This window comes from Pedococcus sp. (assembly GCF_036000045.1).
Classification (GTDB): Bacteria; Actinomycetota; Actinomycetes; order Actinomycetales; family Dermatophilaceae; genus Pedococcus.
In genome coordinates, this window is the sequence record NZ_DASYGF010000046.1 from 1 (window position 1) to 26,304 (window position 26,304).

General features: G+C 70.7%; 26 protein-coding genes. 14 read left to right on the forward strand and 12 right to left on the reverse strand.

What is annotated here, in order from left to right:
- Both VGN50_RS07415 and VGN50_RS07420 read right to left on the reverse strand, forming a co-directional pair.
- Positions 1 to 648, reverse strand: a complete 648-nt coding sequence (locus VGN50_RS07415; RefSeq protein ID WP_327444084.1) for a response regulator transcription factor — start codon at positions 646 to 648, stop codon at positions 1 to 3.
- Positions 649 to 724: 76 nt separating this feature from the next.
- Positions 725 to 2,338, reverse strand: coding sequence for a sensor histidine kinase (locus VGN50_RS07420; protein WP_327444086.1), 1,614 nt, complete (start codon positions 2,336 to 2,338; stop codon positions 725 to 727).
- A gap of 129 nt (positions 2,339 to 2,467) precedes the next feature.
- Between VGN50_RS07420 and VGN50_RS07425 the strand changes: the two genes are divergently transcribed.
- The 7 genes from VGN50_RS07425 (at position 2,468) to secA (ending at position 11,116) form a co-directional block, all read left to right on the forward strand.
- The gene (locus VGN50_RS07425) at positions 2,468 to 3,241 is read left to right on the forward strand and encodes a ComF family protein (RefSeq protein WP_327444087.1); all 774 of its coding nucleotides are present in this window, start codon (positions 2,468 to 2,470) and stop codon (positions 3,239 to 3,241) included.
- A gap of 233 nt (positions 3,242 to 3,474) precedes the next feature.
- Entirely contained in the window at positions 3,475 to 4,131 is a 657-nt protein-coding gene (gene hpf / locus VGN50_RS07430) for a ribosome hibernation-promoting factor, HPF/YfiA family (RefSeq protein WP_327444088.1), read from the forward strand.
- Positions 4,132 to 4,245: 114 nt separating this feature from the next.
- Positions 4,246 to 4,950 (forward strand): response regulator transcription factor, encoded by a 705-nt coding sequence (locus tag VGN50_RS07435; protein WP_327444089.1) that lies wholly within the window; start codon positions 4,246 to 4,248, stop codon positions 4,948 to 4,950.
- A complete protein-coding gene (locus VGN50_RS07440) occupies positions 4,947 to 6,143 on the forward strand; it encodes a winged helix-turn-helix domain-containing protein (RefSeq protein WP_327444090.1) in 1,197 nt (398 codons plus the stop codon). The genes VGN50_RS07435 and VGN50_RS07440 overlap by 4 nt, the downstream gene beginning before the upstream one ends.
- Before the next feature lie 108 nt (positions 6,144 to 6,251).
- Entirely contained in the window at positions 6,252 to 7,613 is a 1,362-nt protein-coding gene (locus VGN50_RS07445) for an MFS transporter (protein ID WP_327444091.1), read from the forward strand.
- 8 nt (positions 7,614 to 7,621) lie between these two features.
- Complete coding sequence (locus tag VGN50_RS07450; RefSeq protein ID WP_327444092.1) at positions 7,622 to 7,906, forward strand: GNAT family N-acetyltransferase; 285 nt, start codon at positions 7,622 to 7,624, stop codon at positions 7,904 to 7,906.
- A gap of 216 nt (positions 7,907 to 8,122) precedes the next feature.
- On the forward strand, positions 8,123 to 11,116 hold the full coding sequence (gene secA, locus VGN50_RS07455) for a preprotein translocase subunit SecA (protein ID WP_327444094.1): 2,994 nt from the start codon (positions 8,123 to 8,125) through the stop codon (positions 11,114 to 11,116).
- A gap of 47 nt (positions 11,117 to 11,163) precedes the next feature.
- Here the strand turns inward: secA and VGN50_RS07460 are convergent, their stop codons facing one another.
- Positions 11,164 to 11,736 (reverse strand): Rv3235 family protein, encoded by a 573-nt coding sequence (locus tag VGN50_RS07460; protein WP_327444095.1) that lies wholly within the window; start codon positions 11,734 to 11,736, stop codon positions 11,164 to 11,166.
- Positions 11,733 to 12,467, reverse strand: a complete 735-nt coding sequence (locus tag VGN50_RS07465) for a hypothetical protein (RefSeq protein ID WP_327444096.1) — start codon at positions 12,465 to 12,467, stop codon at positions 11,733 to 11,735. The genes VGN50_RS07460 and VGN50_RS07465 overlap by 4 nt, the downstream gene beginning before the upstream one ends.
- A gap of 201 nt (positions 12,468 to 12,668) precedes the next feature.
- Here VGN50_RS07465 and VGN50_RS07470 point away from each other — a divergent pair, with 201 nt between their 5' ends.
- Positions 12,669 to 13,217: a hypothetical protein gene (locus tag VGN50_RS07470; RefSeq protein WP_327444097.1), complete on the forward strand. Its 549-nt coding sequence runs from the start codon at positions 12,669 to 12,671 to the stop codon at positions 13,215 to 13,217.
- A 45-nt stretch (positions 13,218 to 13,262) separates the two neighbouring features.
- Here the strand turns inward: VGN50_RS07470 and VGN50_RS07475 are convergent, their stop codons facing one another.
- Complete coding sequence (locus VGN50_RS07475; protein WP_327444098.1) at positions 13,263 to 13,487, reverse strand: helix-turn-helix domain-containing protein; 225 nt, start codon at positions 13,485 to 13,487, stop codon at positions 13,263 to 13,265.
- A gap of 254 nt (positions 13,488 to 13,741) precedes the next feature.
- Between VGN50_RS07475 and VGN50_RS07480 the strand changes: the two genes are divergently transcribed.
- Positions 13,742 to 14,416 carry a hypothetical protein gene (locus VGN50_RS07480; protein ID WP_327444099.1) on the forward strand — a complete coding sequence of 225 codons (675 nt, stop codon included), beginning with the start codon at positions 13,742 to 13,744 and terminating at the stop codon, positions 14,414 to 14,416.
- On the forward strand, positions 14,413 to 15,753 hold the full coding sequence (locus tag VGN50_RS07485) for a hypothetical protein (protein ID WP_327444100.1): 1,341 nt from the start codon (positions 14,413 to 14,415) through the stop codon (positions 15,751 to 15,753). Before VGN50_RS07480 ends, VGN50_RS07485 begins: the two co-directional genes overlap by 4 nt.
- Here the strand turns inward: VGN50_RS07485 and VGN50_RS07490 are convergent.
- Positions 15,743 to 17,068 carry a hypothetical protein gene (locus VGN50_RS07490; RefSeq protein WP_327444146.1) on the reverse strand — a complete coding sequence of 442 codons (1,326 nt, stop codon included), beginning with the start codon at positions 17,066 to 17,068 and terminating at the stop codon, positions 15,743 to 15,745. The two genes, VGN50_RS07485 and VGN50_RS07490, sit on opposite strands and share 11 nt — an antisense overlap.
- Before the next feature lie 49 nt (positions 17,069 to 17,117).
- Between VGN50_RS07490 and VGN50_RS07495 the strand changes: the two genes are divergently transcribed.
- Genes VGN50_RS07495 through VGN50_RS07505 form a run of 3 tightly spaced genes read left to right on the forward strand, consistent with a single transcriptional unit; the run spans position 17,118 to position 19,950 of the window.
- A complete protein-coding gene (locus tag VGN50_RS07495) occupies positions 17,118 to 18,542 on the forward strand; it encodes a wax ester/triacylglycerol synthase family O-acyltransferase (protein WP_327444101.1) in 1,425 nt (474 codons plus the stop codon).
- Positions 18,539 to 19,540: a patatin-like phospholipase family protein gene (locus VGN50_RS07500; protein WP_327444102.1), complete on the forward strand. Its 1,002-nt coding sequence runs from the start codon at positions 18,539 to 18,541 to the stop codon at positions 19,538 to 19,540. Before VGN50_RS07495 ends, VGN50_RS07500 begins: the two co-directional genes overlap by 4 nt.
- Positions 19,537 to 19,950, forward strand: a complete 414-nt coding sequence (locus tag VGN50_RS07505; protein ID WP_327444103.1) for a DUF6912 family protein — start codon at positions 19,537 to 19,539, stop codon at positions 19,948 to 19,950. Before VGN50_RS07500 ends, VGN50_RS07505 begins: the two co-directional genes overlap by 4 nt.
- On the opposite strand, the gene VGN50_RS07510 is transcribed toward VGN50_RS07505, so the two are convergent.
- Positions 19,937 to 20,764, reverse strand: a complete 828-nt coding sequence (locus VGN50_RS07510) for an alpha/beta fold hydrolase (protein WP_327444104.1) — start codon at positions 20,762 to 20,764, stop codon at positions 19,937 to 19,939. The two genes, VGN50_RS07505 and VGN50_RS07510, sit on opposite strands and share 14 nt — an antisense overlap.
- 68 nt (positions 20,765 to 20,832) lie before the next feature.
- Here VGN50_RS07510 and pruA point away from each other — a divergent pair, with 68 nt between their 5' ends.
- The gene (gene pruA / locus VGN50_RS07515) at positions 20,833 to 22,470 is read left to right on the forward strand and encodes an L-glutamate gamma-semialdehyde dehydrogenase (RefSeq protein WP_327444105.1); all 1,638 of its coding nucleotides are present in this window, start codon (positions 20,833 to 20,835) and stop codon (positions 22,468 to 22,470) included.
- A 46-nt stretch (positions 22,471 to 22,516) separates the two neighbouring features.
- On the opposite strand, the gene VGN50_RS07520 is transcribed toward pruA, so the two are convergent.
- The 5 genes from VGN50_RS07520 to VGN50_RS07540 form a co-directional block, all read right to left on the reverse strand.
- Positions 22,517 to 23,008, reverse strand: coding sequence for a DUF2505 domain-containing protein (locus VGN50_RS07520; RefSeq protein WP_327444106.1), 492 nt, complete (start codon positions 23,006 to 23,008; stop codon positions 22,517 to 22,519).
- Positions 23,009 to 23,071: 63 nt separating this feature from the next.
- Positions 23,072 to 24,655, reverse strand: coding sequence for an urea amidolyase family protein (locus VGN50_RS07525; protein ID WP_327444107.1), 1,584 nt, complete (start codon positions 24,653 to 24,655; stop codon positions 23,072 to 23,074).
- Positions 24,656 to 24,659: 4 nt separating this feature from the next.
- Positions 24,660 to 25,430 (reverse strand): 5-oxoprolinase subunit PxpA, encoded by a 771-nt coding sequence (locus VGN50_RS07530; protein WP_327444108.1) that lies wholly within the window; start codon positions 25,428 to 25,430, stop codon positions 24,660 to 24,662.
- Positions 25,427 to 25,966, reverse strand: a complete 540-nt coding sequence (locus VGN50_RS07535; RefSeq protein WP_327444109.1) for a hypothetical protein — start codon at positions 25,964 to 25,966, stop codon at positions 25,427 to 25,429. The genes VGN50_RS07530 and VGN50_RS07535 overlap by 4 nt, the downstream gene beginning before the upstream one ends.
- A complete protein-coding gene (locus tag VGN50_RS07540; protein ID WP_327444110.1) occupies positions 25,963 to 26,265 on the reverse strand; it encodes a hypothetical protein in 303 nt (100 codons plus the stop codon). Before VGN50_RS07540 ends, VGN50_RS07535 begins: the two co-directional genes overlap by 4 nt.
- Between the last annotated feature and the right edge of the window lie 39 nt (positions 26,266 to 26,304).

Below are 26,304 nucleotides of genomic sequence, written 5' to 3' on the forward strand. Positions count from 1 at the left end.
TCAGCGCAGGTGGCCGACGGTCTCCGACTTGACCAGGCCGAGCCTCAGCGCAGCCATCACGGCAGACGCGCGGTTGTGGGCGCCGAGCTTCTCGTAGACCTTGGAGACGTGGGTCTTGACGGTGGACTCGCTCATGTAGAGGCGCTTGGCCACCGCGGCGATCGAGTCACCGGCGACGAGCCGCTCCAGGACCTCGGACTCCCGCGGTGTCAGCCTCGGCTTGTCGTTGGAGTCGCGGCGCCGCAACGCCTCCGCGAGCCCGGTCGCCATGAACGCGTCCGGAGCGACGGCCGCTCGGCGCACGGCCGCGATGACCTCGTCCGAGGGCGCTGACTTGAGGACGAGGGCCGAGGCGCCCAGGTCCAGAGCCTCGAGCAGGGTCTCGTCGTCGTTGTGCATTGTCAGCACGACGATTCCCAGGCGCGGCGATGCCTCGCGCGCGGCACGGGCGAGCACCAGGCCCGACCCGTCCGGCATCGAGACGTCGACCACCAGGACATGGATCAGGTTGTGGGCGAGCACCGTGCGTCCCTCGGCGATGCCACCGGCCTGACCGACGACGGAAAGATCGGGCTCGCTGTCGATCATGCGGCAGACGGCTTCGCGGACCAGAGTGTGATCGTCGATCACCACGACGTTGATGGTCATGCGACGACCGCCTGAGGACACGAGCGACGAAGGAGTGAGGCCCGGAAGGCCGAGGAGCAGGGCCCGATAAGTATGGTCATGACGGCTGGGGGATCCTTTCATGAGACAGCGTGGCCGATGGTGCTGCGCCGCGGGCTCGCATGCGCATGCGGACGGCCACGCCATCGCCAGCGTAGGGGGTCACGACGATCTCGGCCCCCAGGCCGTTCAGCGGGTTGGCCGCGAAGTCCCGCGGCCCCAGGGCGCTGGTGCCGTCATGGGCCATCCACAGCTCGACGCGGGGCGCCGCGACATTGAGCCGTACTTCCACTGTGGTCGAGTTGAGGGAGTGTCTCGCGTCGGACAGTACCTGCAGGAACAGGCGGTAGATCAACACCTCGGTGTGAGCCGGCAGCCGGAACCCCGTCTCGCTCAGCTGGATCCGGGTGCTGACCCCAGAGCTGGAGCCGAAGTTCTGTAGCCGGGCTCCGATCATCGCCCCCAACCCGGTGTCGGGGCGCACGGCGATGCGCAGGTCGGCGATGTGCAGCCGGAGGTCGGCCAGCACCCGGGAGACGTCCGTGCGCAGGTCGTCGAGACCCTCCGCGAGGGGCGATGCCTGGTCTCGGGCCACCCGTCTGAGAGCGTCGAGACCGAACCCGAGAGCCACCATCTCCTGGGCGATGCCGTCGTGCATCTCTCGGGCGAGCCGCTCTCGCTCCTCGAGCCCGGCCCGCTCGCGCAGGCCGGCGAAAAGCACCGACAGGTCGATGTGGGCGGAGTGCTGCCGCGCGACCTCCTCGGCTGCGGCAAGGTCATCGACCGTGAACGGCGTGACCAGGGGCCGGTCGGCGACCAGCAGCCCCAACCGCTTTCCCTTGTCGTCGTTGAGCGGCACGATGATCATCGATCTGGCCACGATATCGCCCGACCACTCCGTGAGCGTGGAGACGCCCTCGTGCCAGGACTTGGACAGCACCGAGCCCTCGTCCATGGGGTCTGGCCAGGGGGTGCGGTCCGCTCCACGGATCGCCAGAGGCACCGCCGGGTTGTCGCCGTAGCCGACCAGCACGGCGCTGCGTGCCGCCCTCATGCGGTTGGCCAGGTCCTGCAGTGCCATCTCAGCCGAGCCCGGGGCGTCGAACCCGGTGTCGAGCGTCTCGGCGAGCTCGTGCAGCCGGCGCAGGAGGAGCCCTGCCTCGGCCGCCACGTTGGGGTCGACCGGAACGGGCTCGTCCTCGAGCCGGTGCGACCAGGCACCGAGCAGCCCGAAGACCAGAGCCAGGAGGCACGCCACCAGGATGCGCTGGAGCTGGGACTGGTCGAGCGTGTTCGCCCACCACGAGACGGGCACGGCCGACACCAACCCCACGGCGAAGACGGAGAGCGCACCACGCCGTCCGAACTCCTGGCCGGCGTGAAAGGCGGGGATGAGGATCAGGAGCTTGGACCAGGAGGACACGTAGCCCATCGCCGCTCCCGCGACGAGGGCGGCGACGCAGACCAGGCCCAGCAGCTCGATCTGCCGACGCCTGGTGACACCCTCACCGCCTCGGTCCAGGGCAGTCGCGGTCAGGTCGAGTGTCGTCACGAGCAGGATCCAGGGGAGGGCCGTGACCAGGCGGTGGTCGGCCGCGGCGAACAGGGCGGTGACGACCGCCATGCCGAGGCGTAGCCGCGTTGCCATGGCAAGGCTGGGCAGCCAGCGCATGTTCGCCTCCCGTCTCATGGTCCCCGGCGTCCAGCATCGATCCACAGGCCCGCTGCAAACACTAGTCCCGTGCACAACCCTGTGCGGCCCGAATCGTCATCGACACCCCCGAGCGCTCAGCGTGGACCCATGGGGGTTGTCGTCCCGTGGCCGGCGTTGGTGCTGCGTGCAGTGGCGGCTGTGTCCGCACTCGCCGACCTGGCCTTGCCGATGAGCTGTGCCTCGTGCGGGGCGGCCGACGAGCGTCTGTGTCCGCCCTGCCTGGCCGACATGCGTGCCTGTCTGTGGGCGGATGGCCCCCGACCGGTGGCGCCCAACCCAGCTCCGACGGGCCTGCCTGTGACGTTCTCGGCCGGGCGCTACGACGGTGCTCTGTCGCGCACCGTGAGTGCCTACAAGGACGACGGGCGACGGGACTGCCGGCCAGTGTTGGGGGAGATCCTCGCCGTCAGCCTCCAGGCGGCGCTGGGGCAGCCGCCACTGGCGCACCATCTGCGCGACGGAGGCCCGGTGCTCGTGGTCCCGGTCCCGACGTCGCGCGCCGCCCGCCGGCGGCGTGGCGACGCTCCGTTGGAGGCGCTGGCGCGCGCGGCCTGTGCAGGTTTCACCACGGCGGAGGTCCGCCCCGTTGCTGTGCTGCGCCCGCGGCGTCGGGTCGAGGACCAGGCGGGCCTGAGCGCCGCCCGACGAGCGGTCAACCTCGAGCACTCGATGCAGGTGCGAGGCCGGTCCGAGATGCTGGTCGCCGGCGCGGCCTGCATCCTCGTCGATGACGTCCTCACGACCGGGGCCACCCTCGTGGAGGCGGCGCGGGCGTTGCGGTCCGGGGGCGCCCGCGAGGTCATGGCGGCCACCATCTGCGCGACCCAGCGTCGGGCAAGGGCTTCAGCCGCCCGCCCGTGACGCGCCGCGCACAGGGCCCCGCTGTCGCAATGAACGGGGGTGGTCTACCGTCGGTCTATGGCCCCCCTGGCCCTCGTGAAGCCCACGACTCCAGGGCGCCCCGGACGCGGTCCGGATGGCGCCCGGTGGCAGGGAGCGAGCCCCCGGCCCCTCATCTCAGAGGGGTGGTGCCGCAGCTGACCTGGGTCTTGCCAGCCCGCCCTTGCGCACCCATCGAAACCATGGAGGACACCGTGGAGATTGTCGTCACTGGACGCCACCTGCAGGTCTCAGATCGATTCCGGGCCCACCTCGACGAGAAGCTGGCGAAGATTCCCCAGCTCGCGCCGCGGGTGCAGCGGGTCGATGTCGTGGTCAGCCACGAGCCCAACAAGCGGCAGGCCAAGGCCTGCGAGCGGGTCGAGATCACCTGCCATGTCAAGGGGCCGGTCGTGCGGTCCGAGGCGTGTCTGGACGACAAGTACGCAGCGCTCGACGTGGCGATGGACAAGCTCATGGAGCGTCTGAGGCGGGCGCAGGACCGCAAGCGGGTGCACAAGGGCCGGCGGGCACCCGAGTCGGTCGCCACCGCCACGGCCCGGATGGCCGAGGTCGAGACCGGAAGCCTCGGCACCGAGGACCACGTCCACGGCGTCGGATCAGAGGAGGACCGGTTCGGCACTCAGGGCAACTCTCCGATCGAGATCCGAGAGAAGATCCACTCGACCGTGCCGATGGGGCTGGACCAGGCGGTCCGCGAGATGGAGCTCGTGGGCCACGACTTCTACCTCTACCACGACCAGGAGACCGGCCAGCCGAGCGTCGTCTACCGACGTCGTGGGTGGTCCTACGGCGTCATCCACCTCGACGTGGACCATGCCTCGGACCAGCTCGTCGAGCAGGTGTCCTGACCGGCGACGCCAGTCGAGGGAACGGCAACGGTGCTGGTCAGACGCGGACGACCGGAGGAGACCGGTGATCGCGAACTGGCCAGCACCCGCGCCCAGCCATGACAGTATGGGCACGTGAGCAGCGGGCGGGCCGACCAAGACGGGGTACCGACGGAGCCGATCCGCGTCGTGATCGCCGACGACCACGTGCTCTACCGCCGCGGCCTGCAGATGGTGGTCTCCCAAGAGGATGACATCGACATCGTCGGTGAGGCCGGCGACGGCAAGGAGGCGGTCGACCGCACCATCGAGCTGCTCCCGGATGTCGTTCTCATGGACGTCCGCATGCCGATGACGTCGGGCATCGAGGCCTGTCAGACCATCAAGGCGGTCGTGCCCTCGACCAAGATCATCATGCTCACGATGTCCGACGAGGAGTCCGACCTCTACGAGGCGGTCAAGGCGGGCGCCAACGGCTACCTCCTCAAGGACGTCCCCGGCGAGGAGATCGCCGCCGGTGTCCGGGCCGTCCACAGTGGGGACTCGCTGATCTCGCCGTCCATGGCGTCCAAGCTCCTGGCCGAGTTCGCGCAGATGAGCAAGCGGCAGGGGGAGCGGCCCAGCGCGGTCGGCGCCCCCCGGCTGACCGATCGCGAGCTGGAGGTGCTGCGACTCGTCGCACGCGGCATGGCCAACAAGGAGATCGCGCACGACCTGTTCATCTCGGAGAACACCGTGAAGAACCACGTCCGCAACATCCTGGAGAAGCTCCAGCTGCACTCGCGCATGGAGGCGGCGATGTATGCCGTGCGCGAGAACCTGCTCGAACCTGACGAATGAGCGCACCGGTCCCTGTGCGCCTCTCCCGGGCGCAGGCGCGCCGGATCGCGTTGGCTGCACAGGGCTTCGGGGTCCCGCGGCCGCCGGCATGGGCCGCGTCGACTCGTCACCTGCAGCGGGTCATCGACCAGGTCCAGGTCGTGCAGATCGACAGCGTCAACGTCCTGTCGCGCAGTCACTACCTGCCGTTCTTCTCGCGGCTGGGCCCCTTTGACCGGGGGTTGCTCGACCGCGCACGGGACCGCGCGCCGCGCCGGCTCGTGGAGTACTGGGCCCACGAGGCCAGCCTCATCCCGCCGACGACGTGGCCGCTGCTGGACTTCCGGATGCGGCGGGCTCGGGAGGACGCCTGGGGAGGCATGCGCCGGGTGGCCCGCGACCACCCCGAGCTCGTGGCCGCTGTCCTGGCCGAGGTCCAGGCGCGTGGCCCGCTCACCTCGCGTCAGGTCGAGGCAGCGCTTGAGCACGACCTGCCTCGGCAGCGCGACGAGTGGGGTTGGAACTGGTCGCTGACGAAGACCGCGCTCGAGCACCTGTTCTGGGCCGGGCGCATTGGCTCGTCCGGTCGCACCGCCCAGTTCGAGCGACGCTATGCCCCGCTGGAGCGCGTTCTCCCCGCGTCGGTCGCAGCGCTCGCCCTCGATCCGGACACCAGACCTCCCGACACCGAGGCGTTCAAGCGGCTGGTGATGATCGCCGCCCGGGCCCACGGTGTCGGCACCGAGCAGTGTCTTCGCGACTATTTCCGGCTCAAGCCGCACCAGGCCCGGCCCGCCCTGGAGGCCCTCGTAGCGGAGGGCAAGCTGGTCCCGGCAGCCATCGAGGGCTGGAGGCGCCCGGCATACCTGCATCCGGAGGCCCGGCGCCCCCGCGCGGTGCACGCCCAGGCGCTCCTCAGCCCGTTCGACTCGCTGGTCTGGCAGCGAGAGCGGACGGCGGCGCTGTTCGACATGGACTTCCGCCTCGAGATCTATGTCCCTGCCGCCGCCCGGGTCCACGGCTACTACGTCCTGCCGTTCCTGTTCGGCGACGAGCTCGTAGCTCGCTGCGACCTCAAGGCGGACCGGGTGGGTGGGGTCCTGCGGGTCCAGGCGGTGCACTGGGAGCCGGGGGCGCCACCGCAGGCCAAAGCCGCCCTCGACCAGGAGCTCGAGCTCATGGCCGAGTGGCTGGGGCTCCGCACCGTCGGCTAGCCGAGTGGTCCGGCACGCTACGTGCCGATGGCAGATCTGGCCGGATCTCTGCGCACGCTGTCAGGATCACGGTGTCGCCGAGCCCGCCCTGGCAGATAGGTTGCGACAGTGACATTTCCTGCCGCGACCCTGCCTGCCGCGACCCGCATCCACCGCGCCTGGTGGGTCATGGCGGTCGTACTCGCGGCTGGCGTCGCGGCCGCCGGCTTCCGGTCCTCGACCGGCGCGTTGCTGGAGCCGCTCGAGGCCGAGTTCGGCTGGTCGCGCGCCACCACCTCGGGCGCCGTGACGGCGAACCTCGTGATCTACGGCCTGACTGCTCCGTTCGCTGCCGCGCTCATGGAGCGGTTCGGCATCCGACGGGTCGTGGCGTCGGCTCTGGTCCTGGTCGCCGTGGGCTCCGGACTGACCGTAGTGATGACGGCGGCCTGGCAGCTCTGGGTGCTGTGGGGACTGGCCGTGGGCGTCGGAACGGGGGCGATGGCCCTGGTGCTCGGCGCCCTCGTGGCCAACCGCTGGTTCGTCGAGTCGCGCCGGGGTCTGGTGACGGGGGTCTTCTCGGCGGCGGGGGCCGCGGGGCAGCTCGTGTTCCTGCCAGGCATCGCCGCCCTCGCGACCGGCCCCGGTTGGCGCTATGCCGCGCTCGTCGTGACGGCCGCCGCGCTGCTCCTCGTGCCCCTCGTCCTGGTCGTGGTCCGCGACAGGCCCTCCGATGTGGGCCTGCGGCCGCTCGGAGCGGACGCTGTCGACGTCGATCTCGACAGTGACGCCGAGGCGTCGCCGGCCTCCGCCCCGGATGGCCGAGGTGCCGCGACCATGGCCATCCGCACCCTGCGAGAGTCCCTGCGCTCACGCACCTTCTGGATCCTGGTCGGCACGTTCTGGGTGTGCGGATGGTCGACGAACGGGCTCATCGGCACGCACTTCATCCCGGCAGCCCACGACCACGGGATGCCGGAGACGACGGCGGCCGGGCTGCTTGCTCTCATCGGGGTCTTCGACCTCGTGGGCACGATCGCGTCGGGTTGGCTGACAGACAAGGTCGACCCGAGGTTCCTGCTCTGTGGGTACTACGGCCTGCGCGGCCTGTCGCTGCTGTTCGTACCAGCGCTGCTCGGTCCCGCCATCGCCCCGAACCTGTTCGTCTTCATCGTGTTCTACGGGCTCGACTGGGTCGCCACGGTGCCCCCGACCATCGCCTTGTGCCGCCGTCACTTCGGCGTCCAGCGCTCCAGCGTGGTCTTCGGCTGGGTGTTCGCCTCGCACATGGTCGGCGCGGGCGTGGCCGCCTCGTATGCCGGCTGGGTCCGAACCACGACCGGCGACTACTTCACGGCCTGGCTCACCGCAGGGGGGATGTGCCTGGTCGCAGCCCTCGCCTGCCTGGCGATCACCCGCTCTCCGGAGCGCGTCGTGGACCGACCGGCGGCAGCTGGCCTCGAGGCCGAGGACCTTGACATTCATGTTTGAGTGAGGGCATGTCAGACATCTCGGTCACGGATCATCCCGAACGGCACCGGTTCGAGGCGACGGTGCAGGGCGAGCTCGCCGGGTTCGCGGTCTACCGCCTGAAGGGCGACACGGTCGCCTTCGTCCACACCGAGGTCGACCCCGCGTTCGAGGGCCGGGGCGTCGGCGGGGCGCTCGCCCGCGCGGCGCTGGATGACGTGCGAAGGCGCGGCGGGCGGGTGGTCGCGCAGTGCCCCTTCATCGCGAGGTGGATCCAGCGTCATCCGGACTACCAGGACCTGCTGGCCGCCTGAGCTGCCCGTGCCGGCATCCGCGTATGCCGCGCGGAACCGGCGGCGACGCCGGCGCGTTGCCCGTGGAGGATGGGGACCCGGCCTGACCGGGGCGTCCCCCTCTGCGGGCGGACTCGACTAACCTAGGGCGGGCCGTCGGCACAGAGGTGTCCGCACAACGTCCGACCACAGCGGGCGTTCGAGCAAAGGCGGCCGCGACCTTTCAGGAGATGCTGCGTGTCCAAGATCGTCGAGAAGCTGCTGCGTGCCGGTGAAGGCCGCATCATCAAGAAGCTCCACGGCATCGCCGCCCAGGTGAACGCCATCGAGGAGGACTTCGAGAAGCTCACCGACGCCGAGCTGCGTGCCGAGACCGACGTCTTCCGTGAGCGCCTCGCCGCTGGCGAGTCGCTCGACGACATCCTCCCCGAGGCGTTCGCAGCCGTCCGCGAGGCGAGCAAGCGCACCCTCGGCAAGCGCCACTTCGACGTCCAGCTCATGGGCGGGGCGGCCCTGCACCTGGGCAACGTCGCCGAGATGAAGACCGGTGAGGGCAAGACCCTCGTCGCGACCCTCCCGTCCTACCTCAACGCGCTCGAGGGCAAGGGCGTCCACGTGGTCACCGTCAACGACTACCTGGCGGAGTACCAGTCCGAGCTGATGGGCCGCGTGCACCGGATGCTCGGGCTCGAGACCGGCGTCATCCTCGCCTCGATGACCCCAGAGCAGCGCCGGGTCGAGTACGCCAAGGACATCACCTACGGCACCAACAACGAGTTCGGCTTCGACTACCTGCGCGACAACATGGCCTGGTCCATGGACGAGCTGGTGCAGCGCGGTCACAACTTCGCGATCGTCGACGAGGTCGACTCGATCCTCATCGACGAGGCTCGCACCCCTCTGATCATCAGTGGTCCGGCCGACGCCGCAACCAAGTGGTACACCGAGTTCTCGCGGATCGCCGACCTGTTGACCCGCGGCGAGCTCGAGTCGGGCGAGGGTGACTACGAGGTCGACGAGAAGAAGAAGACGGTCGGCGTCCTCGAAGCGGGCATCGCCAAGGTCGAGGACTACCTCGGCATCGAGAACCTCTACGAGTCCGTCAACACGCCCCTGATCGGCTACCTCAACAACGCCATCAAGGCTAAAGAGCTGTTCAAGCGCGACAAGGACTACGTCAACCTCAACGGCGAGATCCTCATCGTCGACGAGCACACGGGTCGCATGCTCGCGGGGCGCCGCTACAACGAGGGCATGCACCAGGCGATCGAGGCGAAGGAGGGCGTCGAGATCCAGAACGAGAACCAGACGCTCGCCACGATCACCCTGCAGAACTACTTCCGTATGTACGACAAGCTCTCGGGCATGACTGGCACGGCCATGACCGAGGCGGCCGAGCTCTACTCGATCTACAAGCTGGGCGTCGTGCCCATCCCGACCAACCGGCCGATGATCCGCAAGGACCAGCCGGACCTCGTCTACCGCACCGAGGAGGCGAAGTTCACCGCCGTGGTCGACGACATCGTCGAGCGCCATGCCGAGGGCCAGCCGGTGCTCGTCGGCACCGTCTCGGTCGAGAAGAGCGAGTACCTCTCCGACCAGCTGCGCCGGCGAGGCGTGCCCCACGAGGTGCTCAACGCCAAGCAGCACGAGCGCGAGGCCGCCATCGTCGCGCAGGCCGGGCGCAAGGGCGCCGTCACCGTGGCCACCAACATGGCCGGTCGAGGCACCGACATCATGCTCGGTGGCAACCCCGAGTTCATGGCAGTGGCCACGCTGAAGCAGCGTGGGCTCGATCCGGAGGAGACCCCGGAGGAGTACGAAGCGGCCTGGGACGCCGCCCTCGCCAAGGCCGAGGAGGCCGTTCAGGCCGAGCATGACGAGGTCACCGAGCTGGGCGGCCTCTACGTGCTGGGCACCGAGCGCCATGAGTCGCGGCGCATCGACAACCAGCTGCGTGGTCGCTCAGGCCGCCAGGGCGACCCGGGGGAGTCTCGCTTCTACCTGTCGCTCCAGGACGACCTGATGCGCCTGTTCAACGCGGCCATGGTCGACCGGTTCATGACGACCGCCAAGATGGACGACGACGTGCCGATCGAGTCCAAGATGGTGAGCCGGTCGATCCAGAGCGCCCAGGGGCAGGTCGAGGGCCGCAACTTCGAGATCCGCAAGAACGTCCTCAAGTACGACGACGTCCTGAACCGCCAGCGCCAGGTCATCTACGACGAGCGCCGCCGCGTCCTGGAGGGCGAGGACCTGCACGAGCAGATCCGTCACTTCGTGAACGACGTGGTCGGCGGCTATGTCGACGCCGAGACCAAGGAGGGCTTCCCCGACGACTGGGATCTCGACCGCCTGTGGTCCGCCCTCAAGACCCTGTATCCGGTCTCGGTCACCCCGGACGAGGTGGCAGCGGCCGCGGAGGGCGGTCTCACCGCCGAGGTACTGCGCGAGCAGCTCACCTCGGATGCCCACCACGCCTACGACGCGCGTGAGGCGGAGCTGGGCGAGGAGGTCATGCGCGAGGTCGAGCGGCGGGTCGTGCTGTCGGTCCTGGACCGGAAGTGGCGTGAGCACCTCTACGAGATGGACTACCTCCAGGAGGGCATCGGCCTGCGCGCCATGGCGCAGCGGGACCCGCTGGTGGAGTACCAGCGCGAGGGGTTCCAGCTGTTCGAGGCGATGAACGAGTCCATCAAGGAGGAGTCGGTCGGCTACCTGTTCAACGTGCAGGTCGATGTCGACCAGCCGGTCGCGCAGGCCCCCACTGTCCAGCCGATGAGCGTCTCGGACATGCTGGCCGGGTCCGGCGTGTCGAGTGCCGACCAGGCCACTGCCGAGGAGCAGGTCGTCACGTCGCCGGCCGCTCCCAGCCTGGCCGAGGCCGTCGCGGCCCGGCAGCAGTCAGCCGAAGACCATGCCGCCCACGACCACTCCGGCCATGACCACGCCGCCCACGAGCATGCCTCGCACGACGAGACTGCGACATCCGTGGGTCAGCAGGGAGCGGAGGCGTCCCCCACTTTCCGGGCCAAGGGCCTCGAGCAGCCGGCGCGCGCGCCGCAGCAGCTGCAGTACTCGGCGCCCGGGGAGACCGGCGAGGTCGAGCAGCGCATTGTCGCAACAGGATCGGACACGCTGACTCCCGAGCAGCTCGAAGGCGTCTCGCGCAACAGCCCATGCCCGTGTGGGTCTGGCAAGAAGTTCAAGATGTGCCACGGCAAGCCGTGACGCAAAGGTCCTGACCGCGAGGTCGTGAGGCGCCGAGGCCCTGTAGGTCATCCGACCTGCAGGGCCTCGACCCGCCATCGACCGTCGAGCCCGACGAGGCGCATGGCCAGCGCGCGCACCCGCGGTCCGTCCACGACGACTGCGCAGACTTCGGCGACGCCGTCAGCCGGCTCGCACACCCGAACGCTGCGGACCGTGGCACGGCGGTTGGCCGCCGGCCCCCTGCGGCTCGCCGGCACACCACGGCGGGTGGACACCGACGCCCTGCGCGCCACCACGGCATACACCTCGGGGGTGGTCCATCTCAGGAGCTGAGGGGCCGGTCTGGCCCCGGCCATGACCTCGACCAGACCCTGGGCGACATGTCCGGCCCACACCTGTGGGTCGGGCAGCTCGCTGCGCCTGGTGGGCTGCGCCCCGAAGAGCTGCTCGTCACTCATCAGGCTGAAGTCGACGGCCAGTGCATCCTGGATGAACGGCGAGGACCGTGGCGCCCCCGGCTCCCACGGAAGCGGCTCCGGTTCGGGGAGCACCGGGGGGCGGTGTCGTGGCGCGGGCAGGACGTGCAGCGGCACCAAGGCGGTGCGGCTCGGCGTAGCATCCCCGGCAGCCGCGCTCATCGCTGGGCTCCGGTGGTGGGACTCGAGTGTCCGTGGAGGACGTCCGGGCCCGGACGGCGCAGGATCTGTCCTGGTCGGAGCCGTCCGGGGTCCGGCCCGATGACGCGACGGTTCGCGGCGTGCCACCGCGGCCAGCTCTCGGCAATCTCGGCATCGGTGGCATCTGGGCCGAGATCGCGACGGGCCAGGTCCCACAGGGTGTCGCCGCGGCGCACGACCACCTGGGCGGGCTCCGGGGGCGGCGCGGAGGTCAGCAGGGCGGGCTTGGCATCGGCCCGCGCCATGGGCCGGATGGGCAGCCAACCGGGGGCCAGCACCTCTCCTGACGACACGGGGGCCGTGGTGCTGAAGCCCGGACCGTCGCCGTTGACAGACCCACCTGGAGCGCCGGCGACAGTGGTGAGCACCGTGGGAGTCGCTGCGCAGGCCATTCCGGGAGCGACCGCACCCACTGCGGCCACGCCGAGCAGCGCGCCGGCCAGGCGGCGGGACACCGATGGTGCCCAGGCATCCGCCACCCGTGCCGCCATGATGCCGCACCGTCCGGGCACGTGGGACAGCAGCACCGCAGCGGTCGAGAGTGCCAACCACAGGATGAGCGCCAACGCCAGACCCGCAGCCACGAGGACGAGGGCCTCGTCCGGCGTGGCGCCCGGTCGTCCGACCATCGACCACTGATGGACGGCGCTGCGGCCTAGGGCCACCCCTGCGCCCACCACCGTCAGGGCCACCGTGGCCACCGTGGCCTGGCGTCGGGCCGCCGGCCAGCCGCCTCTCCGGTGGTCGCCTGTAGGAGCGTTCGCGCGCATGTTTCCCCCTGTTAACGTGCGTTGACGTACGGAGGAATATATCAGGATTGGTTTGGTTGCCTTATCATCGGTTGGGGATAAGGTGAGGGCGCGGAAGGGCGCTGAACCGGAGTGGGGGGAGCGGTGCGCTGGGATGAGCTGTTCAGTGACCTGGAGACCCAGTGGGAGGCGCAGGTCAGGCGTGAGCTCGACGCCGAGGTGGCCGACCGCACGAGACGCGAGCGCGCCGCCATCGCGCTGGCTGACCGGCTTGCCGTTCAGGGCGGGCGGGTCGTCGGCGTGGTCCTCATCGACGGGACGCTTCTCAACGGCCAGGTCCAGGAGGTCGGGCAGGGCTGGCTGCTCCTGTCGGTGGTCACCGGCTCGTGCCTGGTCCCGGTCGCTGCAGTAGCAGGCATCACAGGGCTCGAGCGAGGGGCTGGTGTGCCCACGCCGGGACGGTCGTTCGGCTTGGGCTACGCCCTTCGGGGGCTGAGCAGGGATCGCGTCGCGGTGACCGTAGTCGATGTGTCCGGCGGCGTGTCGACCGGAACGATCGACGGGGTCGGTCGAGATTTCCTCGAACTGAGCGAGCACCCGGCTGACCTGCCCCGACGCCGCGAGAACGTCACCGGCACCCGAGCGGTGCCCTTCGCGGCGGTGGTCTTGGTGCGAGCGGCTTCGTCTCGGTGAGCGGGCCCGCGGAGCGCGCGCAGCCCGAGCGCCCCTGGCTCGTGGCTACTCGGTGCCCTGACCGAACGGATGGGCAGCCACGAAGGTCTTGGTCTCGCTGTACATGCGCTGGATGTAGCTCTCGAGCTCGGTCACCTCGACCCGCCACTGCCCTCGGCCACCGACCTTGATGGCAGCCAGCTCGCCGGAGCGCACGAGGGCGTAGGCCTGGGCCGAGGAGATGTCGAGAACCTCGGAGACCTCGGACAGTTGAATGAAGCGTTTGGACACTGAACTACCCCTGACTTCTGTGGGTGCCTTGACTGCCACCAGAAATGTTCTTGACCAACTGTTTACCATGATCGTCCATCTGCATGGGGCGGGTACGCCATTGTCCCATCCGTAGCCGTTCGGCTGAGTTGGCATCCCCTACCTGTGGATGAGGTGCCTCGCTGTGGATGAGGTCGACCCGGCTCGTGATGAGTGCGCCATGATGTCTCTGCCGGCGGGGGAGCCGGCATCGATCGCCACGAAGAGGGGGACTCGTGTCCGACCTGCCGCAGCCCTTGGCCGCCAGACTCCGTCGACCCGGCTGGCGCGACACCAGACTCGTCGTCGGCATCGTGCTGGTGCTCGGGTCGGTGGTCCTGGGTTCGACCGTGATGCGCGTGGCCGACGCGCGCTCACCGGTGTTCACCGCTCGCAGTGCACTCGTCCCCGGGCAACGGCTGACCGAGATGGACCTGGTCCGGGTGGACGTGCATCTCGGTGCGCTCACCGACCTCTACGTGGCCGCCGGCGGGGCGCTCGCACCCCACCAGGTCGTGCTTCGCGCGGTGCCAGCGGGTGAGCTCGTGCCCCGCGCGGCGGTCGGGTCGCAGGCACAGGCCGCCGTGCAGCCGTTGATGCTCATGGTCACCGCCGGTGCGGCCAGCACCCTCCAGGTCGGCTCGGAGGTCGATGTCTACGCGGACCTCCCCGCCGCGGGGGCCGGTACGGGCGCCGTCACCTTTGCCGGCCCGGAGCTGGTGCTGCGGCGAGTCGCGGTCTCGAGCCTTCCGGAGGACGGCAGCGCGCTCGGCGGCAGCACCACGGGGGACCACCCCGTGCAGGTCATGGTGCCGACTGAGCGCGTCAAGGACCTGATCGGCCAGGTCGACCGGGGCGCTCGCATCACGCTCGTCCCCGTGGCGGGCACCAGTGTCACGGTCGAGCGTTGACACGCCAAGTCGTCACTGCCATCGCCGGGCCTGCGGAGTCGGCCATGGTGGCAGCCATCGAGGCCACCGCCTCCTTTGCCGTGGTCCGGCGCTGCGCCGACCTGGCCGAGCTCCTCGCGACGGTGGCCGCCGGCCTCGGTGAGGTGGCCCTGGTCTCTGCCGACCTGCGTGCGCTCGACCGGGCCGCCCTGGCGGAGCTGGCCGCTCACGGAGTGCACGTCGCGGGAGCCATCGACCGAGACGACGAGTCGGGTGAGCGCCGACTGCGCCAGCTCGGGCTCGCGGTGGTCATCACGGCAGAGCTTGCCCCGCACGAGCTCGACGACGCGCTCGATGCCCTCTGCGCGGACGCTGCTGACCGCCCGCCCGGTGCGCTCAGTGAGTTCGGCGCTCCCACTGAGATCGGTGCGCACCTTGGATTCGGCACCCATGACAGCCCCGACGATCCCGCGACCGAGTGGGACGACCTGCCCGCACCGGGCGCTCGGGGGCGCGTGCTGGCGGTCTGGGGCCCCACGGGGGCGCCGGGCCGCAGCACGGTCGCCCTCAACCTGGCCGCCGAGCTCGCGGGCCGCTCGGCGACCCTGCTCGTCGACGCCGACACGTATGGCGCCTCGCTCGCCCAGGCGCTCGGCCTCCTCGACGAGGCGCCCGGACTCGCCGCCGCGGCCAGGGCCTCAGAGCAGGGCGCCCTGGATCTTGTCGCGCTGGCGCGACTCGCGCCTGCGGTGAGCGCGGGACTTCGGGTGCTCACCGGCATACCCCGGGCAGAGCGGTGGACGGAGCTGCGCGCGGCGTCGATGACACACGTGCTCGAGCTCGCTCGCGACCTGGCCGCTTTCGTCGTGGTGGACTGCGGGTTCGCGATCGAGGACGACGAGGAGCTGTCCTACGACACCCTCGCACCTCGACGCAACGCAGCCACCCTCACGACCCTCGCGGCTGCCGACGACCTCGTCGTCGTGGGCAGCGCCGACCCGGTGGGTCTGCAGCGGCTCGTCCGGGCGGTGCAGGACCTGCGCGCTCTCACGGCCACGGCGCCCAGAGTGGTCGTCAACCGGGTCCGGTCGACGTCCGTCGGGTCGCATCCGCAACGACGGATCAGCGAGGTGCTCGGGAGGTTTGCCGGCCTGGAGGACCTCACCTTCCTGCCGTGGGACCAAGCCAGCGTCGACGGCGCCCTCTTCGCCGGTCTGCCGCTGGCCGAGTTCGCCCCACAGTCCGAGCTCCGCTTGGCGTTCGCGACCCTCGCGGCCGGCTATGCCGGCGTCGAGAAGTCAGCGACGCGCCGCGCGCGCCGAACCCGCCGCTCGCCCGCCCGCGCGCTCAGGAGCTGAAGAGCAGCGAGAGGCCGCCCACCGTGTACAGCACCATCAGGGCCAACAGGGGCACCTGGCCGAGGACGGCCGCTCGGCGGGGAAACAGCGAGATGGCGCGCTCGTGGGCCACCACGACACCCAGCACGTGTCCCGAGATGATCGACACCACCTGGATGCCAGCGACGAGGCCGGGCGCGATGAGGGCAGGCGAGGCGCCGAGGCCGGCCGTGCCCAGCCAGTCGGCGCCGATGCCCAGTGGGTCCGACATGACAGCCAGTCCATGCGTTCCCTCCCAGACCCACAGCGACCAATAGTGGGCGATGAGATACCCGGCGGCGATGGGCAACAGCGACGGCGCGAACGCCGTGGCCACGCCGCGCCACGAGATCCCGGACAACCGCGCGGACAGCGCCGCGGCGACGCCCAGGGAGCAGGCCACGACCAGGCACATCGTCATCAGCCCGGCGGTCTCGAGCATCCGCGCGGGCACGTTCGAGGACTGCACGAAGGTGTACCAGCGGGTCTCGCCGGAGAAGCCGTCATAGGCCGTTGTCCCCAACATGACCGAGGTGACGGCCAGGAGCCCGGGGCGCGCTGCGAGCATCAGCGGGCCGTGCAAGGGGGTGCGCAGCACCCAGCGGCCGTCGGCGCGACGCCCCAGCGGGCTGAGCGACCCGTAGAGCGAGGACAGGGCGGTGAACGGGTCGCCGGTGCGCAGGTAGTCCCCCCCGAAGGTGAGGCTCAGGATGAGGTCCACCAACAGGTATGCCGCGATGGCCACTCGCAGGGTCGACAGGTTCGCGTTGTTGGGAGCGATGAGCTCGAGCCACCCGAAGGCGAGCAGTCCCGCGGCTGCCGGCCAGTACCCCGCCCGATACGTCGCTAGGGCGAAGTCGTCGTCGACCCGCCCCAGGGCCAACAGGCCGCGCCGCAGCCAGCGCACAGGGTTGACCAGCCGCCAGACCCCACCGAAGAGCATCGAGCAGAACGCCAGGCCGACCCAGAGCCACACGTAGACGACATACGGCACGGGGTTGTTGGCGGTGTCCGTGCCGGCGACCAGGGCGAGGAGCGTCCAGGCGGTGACGAGCAGGCTGAGGCCGACGAACAGCGCCCGCACCGGTGCGGAGTCAAGGGCCAGTGCCACCACTGCGGGCAGGAGCCGTCCGTCGGTGGGCCGCAGCCGCGGTGTCTTCCACAGGACCCCGAGCGCCACGAACGACACCACCAGTGCCGCTGCGGCACCGATGAGCAGGAGCGTGAAGGGCAGCGGGAGGTCCTCGCGAGACCCGATGCCGTGAGCCGGCAGCGCCGCCAGGCGCTGGAGGGTCATCTTGGTCACGAATCGGAGTCTAGGGAGCGAGTTCTGCCACCATGTGGGGGTGTCTGACCGCCTGAACTCCCTCGACGCGTCATTCCTCTATCTGGAAGAGACGACGACCCCGATGCACGTCGGGTCCGTCATGGTCTTCGACCCGCCGAGCGACGGCTTCGACTACGACCGTCTGGTCCAGCTGATCTCAACGCGCATCGCGTTCGTGCCTCGCTACCGGCAGCGGGTCAGGCAGATCCCCGGTCACGTCGCGAACCCCGTGTGGGTGGACGACGAGAACTTCGACGTGACGTACCACGTGCGTCGGTCCGCACTACCGCGACCGGGCTCGGACGAGCAGCTCCAGGAGTTCGTCGCCCGTATCCAGCCCAGGGCCCTGGACCGCAAGCGGCCTCTGTGGGAGGTCTATCTCGTGGAGGGCCTGGCAGAGGGCCGCTTCGCGATCGTCACCAAGTCCCACCATGCCCTGGTGGACGGGGTGAACGCCGTGGACATCGCCCACGTCATCGTGGACGGCGACCCTGGCGCGGAGGGCACGGTGCCCGACACCTGGCGTCCGTCGCGTGAGCCCAGCGACGTGGAGCTGCTGACCGGCGCGCTGGTCGACGCCGTTCGCCGCCCCAGTGAGATCGTCGAGAACATCCGCGGCGGCATCATCGATGTGAAGGCCATCGGCTCCCGGGTGCTGACGGCGGCCGGGGACGTCGTGTCGACCGTGGCGCGCACCGCCGCCCGCCCTGCCCCGCCTTCGCCCCTCAACGCCACCGTGGGGGAGGCACGCCGCTACATCATGATCGGTACCGACCTCGAGGACTACCGCAAGGTGCGCAGCCGCCTGACCCGTGGCAACTACGCCGACGACGTCACCATCAACGACGTGGTCCTGGCGACGATCTCGGGCGCCTTCCGGTCATGGCTGCTGACGCGCGGCGAGACGGTCCACTCCGGCACCACGCTGCGGGCCATGGTCCCGGTGAGCATCCACGACCCGGACGCGCGCCATCTCGGCAGCCGGCTCACCGCCTGCTTCATCGACCTTCCGGTGGGTGAGCCGGGGGCCTCGATGCGCCTCCACCAGATCGCCTTCGCGATGCGCCAGCAGATGGAGGGCGGGCAGGCCGTCAGTGCCGAGTCGCTCGCCGGGCTCGCCGGGTTCGCCCCGCCGACGCTGCACTCGCTGGGCGCGCGGCTCGGGTCGGCGGTGTCGCGGCGGCTGTTCAACGTCGTCATCACCAACGTGCCCGGGCCTCAGCACACCTTGTATGCCGGTGAGGCGCGGATGCTGTCGACCTATCCGGTGACCCCGCTCGCCCGGGGGCAGGCACTGTCCATCGGTCTGACCTCGTACGACGGCGGCGTCTACTACGGGCTCAACGCCGACCGGGACTCCATGCCCGACCTCGACGTCCTCGGCCAGAGCATCGTGGACTCGCTGGCGGAGCTGCTCGAGAGCAAGCGCTCGCCGAAGCGATGACCACGACGGCCAACGGACCTGGGGCCCGACGGGGCCTCGTCCTCGGTGGTGGGGGAGTGCTCGGAGCCGCGTGGATGGTCGGCGCGCTCACGGCGCTGGAGAGCCAGACGGGCCTCGACGCGCGCGAGTTCGACGCGTACGTCGGCACCTCGGCGGGCTCGGTGCTGGCTGCACTGCTGGGCGCGGGTGTGTCGGTCGCGGACCTGCTGACCCACCAGCTCGAGGGCGCCCTCGACGCCGGCCCCCTCGCGGGCTTCAGCTGGGACTACGACAAGGACAGCGGTGGTGAGCGACCTGGCCTGCCGCGCCCCGGCCTGGGGTCGCGAGAGCTGTTGCGCCGCAACGCCCGCAACCTGCGCCATCTGCCGCCTACTGCCGTCCTGTCGGCCATCCTGCCGGAGGGCCGTGGGAGTATCGAGGCCGTCGGAGCCCTCATCCGTCATGTGGTGCCGCAGGGTTGGACCGAGCGCGACGGCGTCACCGTGGTGGCCTTGGACTTCGACACCGGTGAGCGTGCTGCCTTCGGCAGGCCCGACACGCCGCCGGCCGAGCTGGCCGAGGCGGTCATGGCCTCGTGCGCCATTCCCGGGTGGTACCAGCCCATCCGCATCGGCGACCACCGTTACATCGACGGAGGAGCGTGGTCATCCACCAACCTCGACCTCATGGTCGGCCAGGGCCTGGACGAGGTCTACGTCCTGGCACCTCAGGTGAGCTTCGTCCGCGACGCTCCGCGCCACTGGCGCACCCGGGTCGAGCGACAGTGGCGCAACCGTGTCACCCTTCGGGTACTGCGCGAGCTGAGGCGCGTCCACGCCGAGGGCACGGACGTGACCGTCCTCGGCCCGGGCGAGCAGGACCTGGAGGCGATGGGTGCCAACCTGATGGACGTCACGCGTCGGCCTCAGGTGATCCAGACGTCGCTGCGCACCTCGGCCGAGGCGCTGCGCGACCCGGCTCCGCTCCCGGACCGGTCCGACTTCGAGGATGTGGGATGACCCAGACCAGGATCTACATACCGCTCAACGCCGCCGGGGTGCGTCGCCTTGCCTCGGAGCGCCAGCTCGGGGACTCGCAGGTGCATGCCTTTGCGGTGACCGGCCGCATCGAGCGAGCGGACCCGACGGGCGACGAGGAGGCGTGGGAGTATGCCGCGCTGACCGAGGCCGTGGAGGCGGCCGGGGTGCTTCGTCCGGGGCGTGGCAAGCGGGTCGTGGCCGCTGCCGATGTCGACCCGACCTGGGTGCAGGAGGGCGGGGAGAGCCCGGCCGCGGTCCTGGTCCAGTCCGCGATCCCGCTGTCTCTCGTGGTGTCGTTCCACGTCGACGAGTCTGCCGACGACGAAGGCATGGCCGACCTGCTCTGGTACGACGCGACCGAGCTCGAGGAGCTCCTCAGGCTGGTGTGACGACCGCACCGTGCTCGGCCAGCCAGGGGTCGACCAGCGCATGGTAGGTCTCGGGCACGTCGCGACGGACGCAGTGCCCCGCGTCCAGAGTCTCGATGCGCACCTGCGGGTTGGCCAACGCGTCGGCGCGGGCACGGGTGCCTGCGCCCAGCAGGGTGGACCGAGCGCCGACGATGACCAGCGTGGGCACCCTGATCCCGCGCACCAGCTGCTCCCACGGTGTCGTGAACGACGCCACCCCCAGCTCGAGGAACGCCTCATCGACCTCGGTCTTGGCGCGGGCCCAGGGCTCCAGCTCGGTGTCGGGCCAGGTCGGGTTCTCCCGTCGCCCGTCGGCCAAGGCTTCGTCGGGGTCCTCGGCAAAGCGCCGGCAGTCCGCGATGCGCTCGGCCACCACCTCGCGCGACTGGACCCGAAGCGCCGGGTCGCGCCAGGCGGGCTCCTCCAGGACTGCAGCGCGGACGAGGTCGGGATGGCGCGCGGCGAGCGCCGTGGCGATGCCTCCGCCCATGGAGTGCCCGACCAGGATGACCGGCCCGGCCGCCACCCGCCTCACGATGTCCAGGGCCGCGGCATACATCTCCTCCATGGGGTCCGGCGAGGCCAGCTGGTCTGCGGTGAACCGCGGGGACCGGCCGTGCCCCAGCAGGTCCACCCCGACCACGCGATAGCGCGGGGACCAGCGACGGACCGCGTCGGGCCAGCAGTCTCCGGAGTCGCCCAACCCATGCAGGAGGACCAGGGTCGGCGCGGTGGGATCGGTGCGGCCCGCCCAGCGATAGGCGAGGTCGGCCGCGTCGAGGGCGTTCGGCATACGTGACACCATAGGTGGGCTCTGTCCAGCGACCGCTACCGAAGCAACCCCGAGGAGCCCCGCCAGCCATGGATGCCGTCACCCAGGTACCCGTCCCCGTCAACGAGCCCGTCCTGGACTACGCGCCGGGCAGCCCCGAGCGCGCGGCGCTCGAGGTCGCACTGGTCGAGCTAGGGAGTACGAGCATCGATCTGCCTCACACCATCGCCGGCAAGCGCGTGATGGGCGCCGGGAAGAAGATCGAGGTGCGTCAGCCGCACGCGCGCCGCAAGCTCCTCGGCACGATGCGCAACGCGACGGTCGCCGACGCACAGGCGGCTGTCGACGCCGCCAAGGCCGCAGCACCGGGCTGGCGTGCGCTGTCGTTCGACGACCGCGCGGCCATCCTGCTCAAGGCGGCCGAGCTGCTCTCGGGTCCGTGGCGAGCGCATCTCAACGCGGCCACCATGCTGGGCCAGTCCAAGACCGCCTACCAGGCGGAGATCGACGCGGCGTGCGAGCTGATCGACTTCTGGAGGATCAACGTGCACTTCGCGCGCCAGATCCTCGCCGAGCAGCCGCCGCTGAACGCCAAGGGAATCTGGAACCGCACGGACCACCGTCCGCTGGAGGGGTTCGTCTACGCGGTCACACCCTTCAACTTCACCGCGATCGCCGGCAACCTGCCGACCGCTCCGGCACTGATGGGCAACACCGTGGTCTGGAAGCCGAGCCCGACGCAGCAGTTCGCGGCGCACCTCACCATGGCGCTGCTCGAGTCAGCCGGCCTGCCGCCGGGTGTCATCAACCTGGTCACCGGCGACGGCCTGAACGTCTCCAAGGTCGCCCTTGCTGACCCGGACCTGGCCGGCATCCACTTCACCGGCTCGACGCCGACGTTCCAGCATCTGTGGCAGGAGGTCGGCGCGAACCTGCCGCGCTACCGCAGCTACCCGCGCCTGGTGGGCGAGACCGGTGGCAAGGACTTCATCCTCGCCCACCCGTCCGCAGACCCGGATGTGTTGCGTACGGCCATGATTCGCGGTGCCTTCGAGTACCAGGGACAGAAGTGCTCGGCCGCATCGAGGGCCTACGTGCCCCGGTCGCTGTGGAAGAAGATCAAGGCCGATCTGGTCTCGATCACCAACGGGCTGACCCAGGGTGACGTCACTGACCTGTCCAACTTCATGGGTGCGGTCATCGACGAGCGCGCGTTCGCCAAGCACTCGGCGGCCATCGACCGCGCCCACGCCAGCAGCGGCGTCGACGTCGTCGCGGGTGGCACCTACGACTCCAGCGAGGGTTGGTTCGTGCGCCCGACGGTGCTGGAGATCGACGACCCTGCCGACGAGTCGTTCAAGACCGAGTACTTCGGCCCGATCCTGTCGGTCCACGTCTACCCCGACCGCCAGTACGACCGTGTCCTGGACCAGATGGAGTCGTTCTCGCCCTATGGGCTGACCGGCTCGATCATCGCCCAGGACCGCGTCGCCATCGCCGACGCCACCGCGCGGCTGCGGTTCGCAGCGGGCAACTTCTACATCAACGACAAGCCGACGGGCGCCGTCGTGGGTCAGCAGCCGTTCGGCGGTGGCCGGGCGTCCGGCACCAACGACAAGGCCGGCGCTGCCCAGAACCTCATGCGCTGGACCAGTGCCCGCTCGATCAAGGAGACGTTCAACCCTCCGACCGAGCACGCCTACCCGCACATGGCCACCGAGGGCTGAGCCGCAGTGCCGTATGCCGCGTGGCTGCCACGCGGCATACGGCTGGTCAGCGCTTGAGCCACTCCACGGCGGTCTGGTGCTCGATGGCGATGGCCTCCTCGATCGGATGGGCCGCAGCCTTCTCGATCTTGCCGCCGACGAGCGGAACCTTGGCCTTCAGCTCGGAGTCGAGGGTCTCGACGGTGCCGTCGCCGTTGGGCCGCAGCGCGAGGGTGCCCTTCAGCGAGATTGGGGCGCCGGTGACGCCCATCTCGACGGTGCCCTGGCGGCTGCCGTCGTCGGAGGCGGGGCCCCAGTCCTGGGTCTCGGTGACCTTGAGGGTGTCACCGACCATCGACCGAGCGAAGTCGGGCAGGTCGTCGCTGGGCAGGACGCGCTCGGTCGTGATGACCGTGCGGTCTCCGACGGTCTTGATCGAGGCGGAGTGGCGGATCGCTGCGGTGGCCGCGCACTTGGCCTCTTGGAACTTCGCGTCCGACAGGACCGCGAAGACCTCCTGCGGTGTGGCGGCGTAGTCGATCGTCGTGGCGATCTTCATGCGTCTGTCTCCTCAGGGGGGCGAAGGGGCCTGGCCAGCGTATCCGCTGGCTCGTCCGGCCGCTCAGGTCACCGTGAGCAGCACGTTCGCTCCCGGACGGAGCTGGGCTGCACGGTCGCACGAGGCCGCGTCGAGCACTGCGACCACGGGGTAGCCACCCGTCACCGGATGGTCGTCGAGGAACACGACGGGGAGGCCGCTGGGCGGGAGCTGGATGGCGCCGCGCACGATTCCGGCCGGGGGCACCTCGGTGGTGTCCGCGAAGGCGCTCCCCAGGCGCGAGCCGCCGCCCCGTGCCAGCCGCAGGGCCACGCGGTCGCTGTCGGGCGCCACCGTCCACTGGGCACAGAGCAGCTCGCGTCGGTCGAGCCGATCGGAGTCCGGCCCCCACGTGGCACGCAGCGCCACCACACCGGTGGGCAACGGTGCGACCGGAGCGACGTCGACCGTCGGCCACGCGTCGGACCACCCCACCGGCAGTCGGTCGCCCGGTGTCACCGGCTCGGGTCCCAGAGCGGCCAAGGTGTCGCGCGATCGCGAGCCGAGCACCGGAGGCACCGCGATGCCTCCGCGCACGGACAGATAGGTACGCAGGCCCTGCGCGGGGCGGCCGAGCCGCAGGACCTGTCCGTCGCGGACGAGGAAGGGGGCTCCATGGCCCACCGCCCGGCCGTCCACCTCGGCCGGAAGCGCTGCCCCCGTCAGAGCCGCGGTGAGGCTGCCGTGGGCACGCACCACGAGCTCGCCCAGCACGATCTCGAGGGCGGCCCGGTCGCCTGCCTGCCCCAGCAGCCGTGCCCCGAGCTGGTATGCCGCGTGGTCGGCTGCGCCGGAGGGGGACACGCCCAGGTGGGAGAGGCCCGGGCGCCCGGCATCCTGGACCAGCACGGGCCGCGGGGAGGCGAGCACCTCGAGCTCGGCGTAGGGAGGCCCGGTCCTAGGTGACTCGGCCTGCGGTGGCTGGGGCAGAGGTGGCCTGGGACGTGATAGCCCTGTCGGGTGGGCTCGCTCCCCATGTCGCCTCGCGGCGAAGCGGACCTCGCGACCCGGAGTCAGCAGTGCCGGTGGGTCGCGGGTGAGGTCCCACAGCGGGGTATCGGTGGTGCCGATCACCTGCCACCCACCAGGGCTCGAGCGGGGATAGATCCCGCTGAACCCATCGGCCAGGGCCACTGACCCTGCCGGGATGCGCACCCGGGGAGTGGCGCGCCGGGGGACTCTCAGACGAGGGTCGCCGCCGACGAGATACGCGAAGCCGGGCGCGAATCCCGCGAAGCCCACCCGCCAGGTCGTCCCGGTGTGGGCGTTGACGACCTCCTCGGTCGTCAGGCCGGTCAGCCGCGCCACCTCGTCAAGATCGGCGCCGGCATAGTCCACGGTGATCTCGACTCCATCGTCGGTCTCTGCGGTGTCCGGGTCACCCAGTGGCTGGGGGCCGCCGAGCCGCTGGACCACCGCGCGCAGCTCGTTCAGCCTGGAGGCGGCCGTCGCCACGACAAGGACACTCCGAGCGCCGAGCACGGCGTCCTCGAGTGCGGCTGGCCGCGAGGGACCGGTCAGCCGCAGGCGGAGGTCCGTGGCGGCGGCCAACGACAGGCACTCCACGAGCAACGCGCGCTCCCCGCAGGCCAGTAGGCGGAGGGTCATGCCGTCAGTCTGCGGCAGCGGTGAAGGCGGCCAGCCGCACGCCGGCCTGGGCAAGCGCCGAGCTGACGGCCCTGGCGATGGAGACAGCCCCGGGGCTGTCGCCGTGGACACAGAGCGAGTCGGCCTGGATGGTCACCCGGGCGCCGTCGACGGCCGTGACGTATCCGTCGACCACCAGGGTGACCATGCGCTCGGCGACGGCAGCGGGGTCGGTGAGCAGCGACCCGGCCTGTGCGCGTGGGACGAGCGAGCCGTCGGGCAGATAGCCGCGGTCGGCGAAGGCCTCGCTGACCGTGCGCAACCCGGCATCGGCTGCCCGGCGAAGCACCAGGGAGCCCGGCAGACCGACCAGCGGCAGGCCGGAGTCGACTGCGCTCACTGCCTCGACCACCGCCGCGGCCTGGGCCTCGTGCCGCGTCACCGCGTGGTAGAGGGCGCCGTGGGGCTTGACGTAGGACACGCGGGTCCCAGCCATCCGCGCCAGCGCGTCCAGGGCCCCGATCTGGTAGACGACGTCGGCGGTCAGCTCGCGCGGCTCGACATCGATGAAGCGGCGCCCGAAGCCGGCCAGGTCGCGGTAGCCGACTTGCGCGCCGACCGCGACGCCGGCTGCCGCCGCCTGGCGGCAGACCGACAGCAGCACCGACGGGTCGCCGGCGTGGAAGCCGCAGGCGACGTTGGCGCTCGTGACGACGGACAGCATGGCCTCGTCGTCGCCGAGCTGCCACCGGCCGAACGACTCGCCCACGTCGGCGTTGAGGTCGATGGTCGTCATCGCCGTAGCACCGCGCGGTGGTGCTCGAGCCGGCCCTGACCCTCGTGCAGCATCGTGAGAAGCCGCTGTCGTCGCAGCGCTACGCCGCGTAGGACGGCATCGAGCTCGGGCTGCAACGACGACCTGACAGCCTCTTGCGTGCTGACCGCTCGAGGGTCCGCGACACCCGCCACGCCCCACGCCGGGACCAGCGAGCCGTCCACCACGCGCAGGCCGGCGGATGCCGCCCGTCCGGCAAGGCGCTGGTACTGCCCCTGGAGCTCGGCCAGGTCGGTGGCGAAGTCCTGCAGGGCACGCCCGACCCGGTCGACCTCCAGGGTGGCTGCTGCGGCAGCGCGGTCGACCACCTCCATGCGGCGCCGAACCCGCAGCTCGGGGGCACCCGGTCTCGCCAGGTCAGTCTCGCCGGAGAGGGCCGAGTCGGCAGCGGCCTCGTGGGCGCGGCGCCCGGCGACACGCAGCCGGGACGCGAGCGAACGCATCGTCCCGCCGGCGTGCGAGCAGGACGCCGGGTCGCCGGGCAAGGGCTCGGTCATCGGCGCACCGGACCCCGAGGGGTCGGGCTGGGGTCGCGGGCGCCGTCCTCGCGGATCGTGTTCTGGCGGGGCAGCACCGCGAGGTCGTCGGCCAGCTCCGTTGCGGCGACATCCACGGCGGCCAGGAGATCACGCATGTCGTCGAGAGCGCGCTCAAGCACGGCCTGGACGCGCAGGTCGCCGACCTCGGGGTAGAGGAGGCGCAGCTGGTCGGCTCCGGTGCGGGAGCAGGCCGCGAGCGAGGCAAGGCTCTCGGCGCGACGGCGCAGGTCGGCAGAGCGGGCCGAGGCAGGCGGCATACCGCTCACTGTAGTGAGCGCAAGAGAACGGCCCCCGCG

Coding starts and splice junctions, on each gene's coding strand:
- VGN50_RS07415 (WP_327444084.1), bottom strand. CDS start 648: ATGACCATCAACGTCGTGGTGATCGACGATCACACTCTGGTCCGCGAA.
- VGN50_RS07420 (WP_327444086.1), bottom strand. CDS start 2,338: ATGCGCTGGCTGCCCAGCCTTGCCATGGCAACGCGGCTACGCCTCGGC.
- VGN50_RS07425 (WP_327444087.1), top strand. CDS start 2,468: ATGGGGGTTGTCGTCCCGTGGCCGGCGTTGGTGCTGCGTGCAGTGGCG.
- VGN50_RS07440 (WP_327444090.1), top strand. CDS start 4,947: ATGAGCGCACCGGTCCCTGTGCGCCTCTCCCGGGCGCAGGCGCGCCGG.
- VGN50_RS07450 (WP_327444092.1), top strand. CDS start 7,622: ATGTCAGACATCTCGGTCACGGATCATCCCGAACGGCACCGGTTCGAG.
- VGN50_RS07460 (WP_327444095.1), bottom strand. CDS start 11,736: ATGAGCGCGGCTGCCGGGGATGCTACGCCGAGCCGCACCGCCTTGGTG.
- VGN50_RS07490 (WP_327444146.1), bottom strand. CDS start 17,068: ATGACCCTCCAGCGCCTGGCGGCGCTGCCGGCTCACGGCATCGGGTCT.
- VGN50_RS07500 (WP_327444102.1), top strand. CDS start 18,539: ATGACCACGACGGCCAACGGACCTGGGGCCCGACGGGGCCTCGTCCTC.
- VGN50_RS07505 (WP_327444103.1), top strand. CDS start 19,537: ATGACCCAGACCAGGATCTACATACCGCTCAACGCCGCCGGGGTGCGT.
- VGN50_RS07510 (WP_327444104.1), bottom strand. CDS start 20,764: ATGCCGAACGCCCTCGACGCGGCCGACCTCGCCTATCGCTGGGCGGGC.
- pruA (WP_327444105.1), top strand. CDS start 20,833: ATGGATGCCGTCACCCAGGTACCCGTCCCCGTCAACGAGCCCGTCCTG.
- VGN50_RS07520 (WP_327444106.1), bottom strand. CDS start 23,008: ATGAAGATCGCCACGACGATCGACTACGCCGCCACACCGCAGGAGGTC.
- VGN50_RS07525 (WP_327444107.1), bottom strand. CDS start 24,655: ATGACCCTCCGCCTACTGGCCTGCGGGGAGCGCGCGTTGCTCGTGGAG.
- VGN50_RS07530 (WP_327444108.1), bottom strand. CDS start 25,430: ATGACGACCATCGACCTCAACGCCGACGTGGGCGAGTCGTTCGGCCGG.
- VGN50_RS07535 (WP_327444109.1), bottom strand. CDS start 25,966: ATGACCGAGCCCTTGCCCGGCGACCCGGCGTCCTGCTCGCACGCCGGC.
- VGN50_RS07540 (WP_327444110.1), bottom strand. CDS start 26,265: ATGCCGCCTGCCTCGGCCCGCTCTGCCGACCTGCGCCGTCGCGCCGAG.